The 5,405-nt window shown below is 67.6% G+C and carries 6 protein-coding genes; 4 read left to right on the top strand and 2 right to left on the bottom strand.

Going from position 1 to position 5,405, the window contains the following annotated elements; genetic code table 11:
• Together Q0C81_RS14290 and Q0C81_RS14285 are read right to left on the bottom strand one after the other, a co-directional pair.
• Positions 1–323 (bottom strand): response regulator (locus Q0C81_RS14290; RefSeq protein ID WP_291839276.1); only part of this gene is annotated, 323 nt, incomplete at its 3' end.
• Positions 301–1,818 carry a PAS domain-containing sensor histidine kinase gene (locus Q0C81_RS14285; protein WP_291839273.1) on the bottom strand — a complete coding sequence of 506 codons (1,518 nt, stop codon included), beginning with the start codon at positions 1,816–1,818 and terminating at the stop codon, positions 301–303. The genes Q0C81_RS14285 and Q0C81_RS14290, both read right to left, overlap by 23 nt.
• A gap of 74 nt (positions 1,819–1,892) precedes the next feature.
• Here Q0C81_RS14285 and Q0C81_RS14280 point away from each other — a divergent pair, with 74 nt between their 5' ends.
• The 4 genes from Q0C81_RS14280 to hemN all read left to right on the top strand — a co-directional run bounded on the left by Q0C81_RS14280 (position 1,893) and on the right by hemN (position 5,320).
• Complete coding sequence (locus tag Q0C81_RS14280) at positions 1,893–2,432, top strand: pseudoazurin (RefSeq protein WP_291839270.1); 540 nt, start codon at positions 1,893–1,895, stop codon at positions 2,430–2,432.
• Between the two features lie 102 nt (positions 2,433–2,534).
• Complete coding sequence (locus Q0C81_RS14275; protein ID WP_291839269.1) at positions 2,535–3,224, top strand: helix-turn-helix domain-containing protein; 690 nt, start codon at positions 2,535–2,537, stop codon at positions 3,222–3,224.
• Between the two features lie 33 nt (positions 3,225–3,257).
• On the top strand, positions 3,258–3,950 hold the full coding sequence (locus Q0C81_RS14270) for an alternative oxidase (RefSeq protein ID WP_291839267.1): 693 nt from the start codon (positions 3,258–3,260) through the stop codon (positions 3,948–3,950).
• 14 nt (positions 3,951–3,964) lie between these two features.
• On the top strand, positions 3,965–5,320 hold the full coding sequence (hemN, locus tag Q0C81_RS14265; protein ID WP_291839265.1) for an oxygen-independent coproporphyrinogen III oxidase: 1,356 nt from the start codon (positions 3,965–3,967) through the stop codon (positions 5,318–5,320).
• The last annotated feature ends 85 nt before the right edge of the window (positions 5,321–5,405 follow it).

Genomic DNA, 5,405 nt, shown 5'->3' with positions numbered 1-5,405 from the left:
ATGAAGTCCTGGACGCCGGCGCGCATCGCCTCCACGGCCAAGGCCAGGTCGGCGTGTCCCGTCATCACCACGATCGGAGTGGTCGCGCCGCTCGCGCGCAGACGCCGCGCCAGATCGATACCGCTCATCTCGGGCATGCGCACATCAGTGAGGATGCAGCCCGACAGGGGTTCGCGGCGCGCCGCCTCCAGCAGTTCGAGCGGTGAGGCGTAAAGCCGCGGCTCCAGGTCGTTCGTCGAGATCAGAAAGGCGAGAGAGTCGCGCAGGGCCGCATCGTCATCGACCACGTGCACTGTCGTGTCAGCCTGGATCATCGTCGCCATCGGTGTCGTCTTCATCTGCGGTCTTCAAGGTAAAGGCGAACTGCGCGCCGCCCTCCGGACGCGGGGTCGCCCAGATGCGTCCGCCATGCGCTTCGACGATGGTTCGGCAGATCGACAGACCCACGCCCATTCCCGTTCGCTTGGTGGTCACAAAGGGCTGGAAAAGCATATCCGCCACCGACGGGTCCAGTCCCGATCCCGTATCGGCGACGGTGACGCAGGCCTCGTCGGCGCATCGCGTGAGCGATATGGTCAGATCCCGCCGGGGCTGGTCTTCCATGGCCTCGATGGCGTTGCGGATCAGATTGAGCACGACCTGCTGGATCTGGACACGATCCGCCAACACCAGATCGACGTCGGGCGGGAAATCGAGCGTGACGCGCACGCCATGCTCTTTGGCGCCGACCAGCGCCAGGGCGCCGGCCTCCTCGATCAGCTTGGGCAGGCTTTCGACGCGGCGTTCCACCTCGCCGCGCGCGACGAGGTCGCGCAGCCGGCGAATGATGTCGCCCGCGCGCAAGGCCTGGGCTCCGGCCTTGCGAAGCGCGTCCTTGAGCACCTCGCGCGGCAGTTCCTCACGATCGAGCAGACGCGCCGAGCCGTTGAGATAGTTGGCCATGGCGGTCAGGGGCTGGTTCAGTTCGTGGGCGAGGGCCGAGGCCATTTCGCCCATGGCGGTCAAGCGCGAGATATGGATCAGCTCGGTCTGCAACTCCTGTAGCCGGGTCTCCGTGGCCTGGCGGTCCGTCAGGTCGCGAATAAAGCCGGTGAAGTAGCGTTCCTCGCCGGACTGCATCTCGCCGACCGCCAGTTCGAGGGGAAAGGTCGCCCCATCGCGCCTTTGACCGACCACGACCCGACCCTGGCCGATAATCCGTCTTTCGCCCGTCCGCCGATAGCGCTCGAGATAATCGTCGTGTTGCGCCTTGTAGGGCTCGGGCATCAGCCGTTTGACATTCTCCCCGACGACCTCGCTGGCCGTCCAGCCGAACATCCGCTCGGCCGCCGGGCTGAAGGACCTTATGACGCCCCTTTCGCTGATCACGACCATGGCGTCAGGGACCGTGTCCAGGATGGACTGCAGATGCGCCTCGCGCGCGCGTAGGTGAGCGTTGGCCGCGACGACGCCGCGGCGGCCCCGGTGAAGAAGTTCCCCGCCCACGCTCAAGCCGATTCCGACAGCCAGAAAGACCAGGGCGGTGGCGATGTCGCCGCCGGTCCTTGGCCCAGCCTGCCAGGTGATCAGCAAACCCCCGGCGGCGCCGAGCAAGGCGGCGAGGGCGCCGGCGCCGAATCCGCCCACGGCGGCGGCGGCCGCGACGGCAGGGACGAAGAAGAGAAAAGCGATCCGCTCGCCCAGCATGGGCGCCATCGCCCACCGCGCGGCATAGGCCAGGCCCACTCCGCCCAGAGCGATCGCGGCGCCGACCAGATGCCGGTGCGGTCGCACCCGTTCGGCCCAAAAGAGCGGCGCGCTGATTCGGCTGGTTTTCATCGGCCTCCATCCGCCTGTTCAGGCGAGTCTGGCACGTCCGCCGACGAAGAACCATCCGGGGGGAGGAGGGAGCCTTGTCCTTTGCGCGCGCGCAAAGGCGCCAAGGGCGCCGGTTGCTAAGAGACCGGCGGCGGACGGGACCGGGCCGCCGCCTGCGACGGGAGATTTCGATGACCACGCGACGGGCGCTGCTGACGGCGGCGGCGGGATGGGGGCTCGGCGGCGCGGCCGCCGCGCGCGTCCACCGCGTTCAGATGCTGAACCGCGGGCCGGGCGGAGCCATGGTGTTCGACCCGGCCTTTCTGCGCGCCGAGATCGGAGATCTCGTTCGCTTCGTGCCGACCGATCCCGGACATAATGCGGAGGTCATCGTCGGGCTTGCGCCGACGGGAACGCCGCCGACGCGCGGCGCCATGGGGGCGGTGTTCGACCTTCGTCTCGAACGACCCGGCCTCTACGGCGTCAAGTGCGCGCCTCATTTCGGCATGGGCATGGTGGCTCTGATCGCCGTTGGCGACGTCCGCGCCAGCCGCTCCGGGTTTGAAGCCGGTGTGGCGCGCCTTCCAGGGCTGGCCCGACGACGCATGATCGAGGCGCTGACGAGACTGGGTTGATCCGAGACGGCAACTCGGGTCTTTCCCCTAGGCGACACACCCGAGTACCGAAATCGGCCTGTCCCCCGTAGCGTCACGGCGTTGAATAAACCCGAGGTCGCCATGTCCGCAGCCCTTCTCGCGATGACCCCCGAGCCGCTCGAGCGTCCGCTCCCGACGCCCGAGCCCGAAGCCATGTGCCCGCTCAACGCCGCCTTCGCCGACAGTCAGGCTCTTCGCACCACCGTCGATCTGGGCGACGACCTGTTTCTCGTCGGCGCGGCCGCCGACTACGCCTATCGCGTGGAGGCGGGCGTCTTGATGAGCTATCGCCTGCTGCGGGACGGTCGTCGCCAAGTCGTGGACTTCCATCTGCCTGGCGAGTTCCTCGGGCTTGACGCGGGCGTGGACTATACGACCGCTGTGCAAGCCGTCACGCCGGCCGTCGTGGCCGGGATGCGGCGTCGGCGTCTTTCGGCCTTGGCGGCGACCGATGTCCGCCTGACCGGCGCCCTGTGGGCGGCCTCGGTGAGGGTCTGCCAACGCAGTCAGGATCATGCCGCCATTCTCGCTCGCCAAAGCGCCACCGAACGGGTCGCCGCCTTTCTTCTCGCCTACGCCCGACGAGTCGGATCGCTCGACGACATGATCTTGCCGATGAGCCGCCAGGACATGGCGGACTTCCTGGGTCTGGCGATCCACACCGTCTCGCGCACCCTGACCCAAATGGAAGGCTCCGGCCTGATCTCGGCGCGCTCCAGTCGGCACGTCCGGCTGGTCCGCCGCGACCGGCTTGAAGCCCTTTGTTCCTAATCCGGTCTGTGAAGACCTGAAACGAGAAAGCTGATGAATATGACTGACCTTCTGAGTGATATGGACGTCCATCATGCGCCGCGTTCGGTCTCTGATCGCATCGCCTGGGGTTTTGTGAAGTCGCTCCGCTTCTGCGCGGACACCTTCTTCGCCAAGCGTTACGGCCACCGGGCCGTGGTGCTGGAGACGGTGGCGGCCGTGCCCGGCATGGTCGGAGCCACCCTGACCCACCTGAAAGCCCTGCGGCGCATGAGCGACGACCGCGGCTGGATCCGCACCCTGATGGACGAGGCCGAAAACGAGCGCATGCACCTGATGACCTTCATCGAGGTGTGCCAGCCGACCCTGTTCGAACGTTTCATCGTCATGGCCGTGCAATGGCTGTTCTATCTCTTCTTCTTCGGCCTCTATCTGGTCTCGCCCCGCACCGCCCATCGGGTCGTCGGCTATTTCGAAGAAGAGGCGGTGATCAGCTACACCCATTATCTCGCTGAGATCGACGAAGGGCGTAGCGAGAACGTCCCTGCGCCAAAGATCGCCCGCGACTACTGGGGTCTGCCCGCGTCCGCAACGCTGCGCGACGTGGTTCTGGTGGTGCGCGCCGACGAGGCGCATCACCGTGACGTCAACCATGGCTTCGCCGATGAACTGGCCGGCGGACCGGTCAAGGCCGTGCGGCCGGGTCCTGCGCATGTTCCGCTTCAACCGCATTGGACGGTTGCCTGAGGCGGGGGATCGCGATGCCGACCTCCCTGCCTCAGGCCTGGATGACGCATGCCCGTCGGACCCTGCCACGCTACACCAGCTATCCCACCGCCGTCGCTCTGCGGCCCGGGACGCTCGAAGAGGTCGAGACCTGGTTGATCGCGGATGAGGGGGAGAGCCTCTCGGTCTATGTCCACATCCCCTTCTGCGATCGACTGTGCTGGTACTGCGGCTGCCACACCAGCATTGTCTCGGACTATGAGCGGGTGGCGGCCTTCCAGGCCCAGTTGTTGCGGGAGATCGCGCTCTGGGCCGAACGGCCCGGGGTGCGGCGCGGGGTCGTGCGCCATCTGCATTTCGGCGGCGGCAGCCCCAACATCCTGCGGCCTGCGGATTTCGTCGCCGTCGTGGACCGGCTGAGGTCGATCTTCCGCTTCGCGCCCGACGCGGAGGTGGCGGTCGAACTCGACCCGGCTCGACTGGAGATCGGTTTCATCGCGGGCCTCGCGCAAGCCGGGGTCACGCGGGTAAGCCTTGGGGTTCAGACCTTCGATCCGGCGGTCCAGGCGCGGGTCAATCGACCGCAGCCCTATGCTCAGGTGGCAGAGGCCGTCGAGGAATTGCGGCGCGCAGGGATCGCGGGCGTCAATTTCGATCTGATGTATGGCCTGCCCGGTCAGACGCCGGACAATGTGGCCGAGACGGCGGACCTGGCGGCGGGGCTCGCGCCCGACCGACTCGCCGTCTTCGGCTATGCGCATGTGCCCTGGTTGAAGAAGCACCAGAGCATGATCGCCGAGACCGAACTCGCCGACGCCGCGGGACGTTGGGCCCAAGCCGGGGCGGCCCACGACCGACTGGTCTCGGCCGGTTACGAGGCGATCGGTCTGGACCACTACGCGCGTCCCGACGATCGTCTGTCGCGCGCCCTGGCGCAGGGCGGGCTGCGGCGCAATTTCCAAGGCTATACCGACGATCCCGCGCGGGTGCTCGTGCCGCTGGGGCCGTCGGCCATCGGTCAGTGGCCGACGGGACTGGTGCAAAACGCCGCGGATGCGCGGGTCTGGCGGCAGGCGATCTCCGATGGCCGGCTGCCGGTCGCACGGATACTGCCCCTGACATCCGAGGATCGGCTTCGGGGGGCGGTGATCGAAGCCCTGATGACCGGGCTGTCGGCGGATGTCGATCAGATTTCCCAGAACCACGGGCAGTCTTCCGATCACCTCGACGCCTGTCTGGACAGGCTTCGGGAGGCGGCGGACGCGGGCTTGTGCCGGATCGACGCGCGGCGCGTCTGGATCCCGGACGCGGCGCGGCGGCTGGTTCGCACCGTCGCGGCGGCGTTCGACGCGGCGACCGAGCCGCCGCAACGCCATGCGCCGGCGGTTTGACGACGCCGGGGCTTGAGGGGCGTCAAGCCATTGAGCGCGAGGGGTCAAGGCGCTCGCGGTCGGGCGGGCCTAAATTCCAGACAAA

It is taken from the genome of Brevundimonas sp. (genome assembly GCF_023259385.1).
In the GTDB taxonomy this organism is placed as follows: Bacteria; Pseudomonadota; Alphaproteobacteria; order Caulobacterales; family Caulobacteraceae; genus Brevundimonas.
The sequence above is the reverse complement of the archived record's forward strand: the minus strand, read 5'-3'. Positions and strand labels throughout refer to the sequence as shown.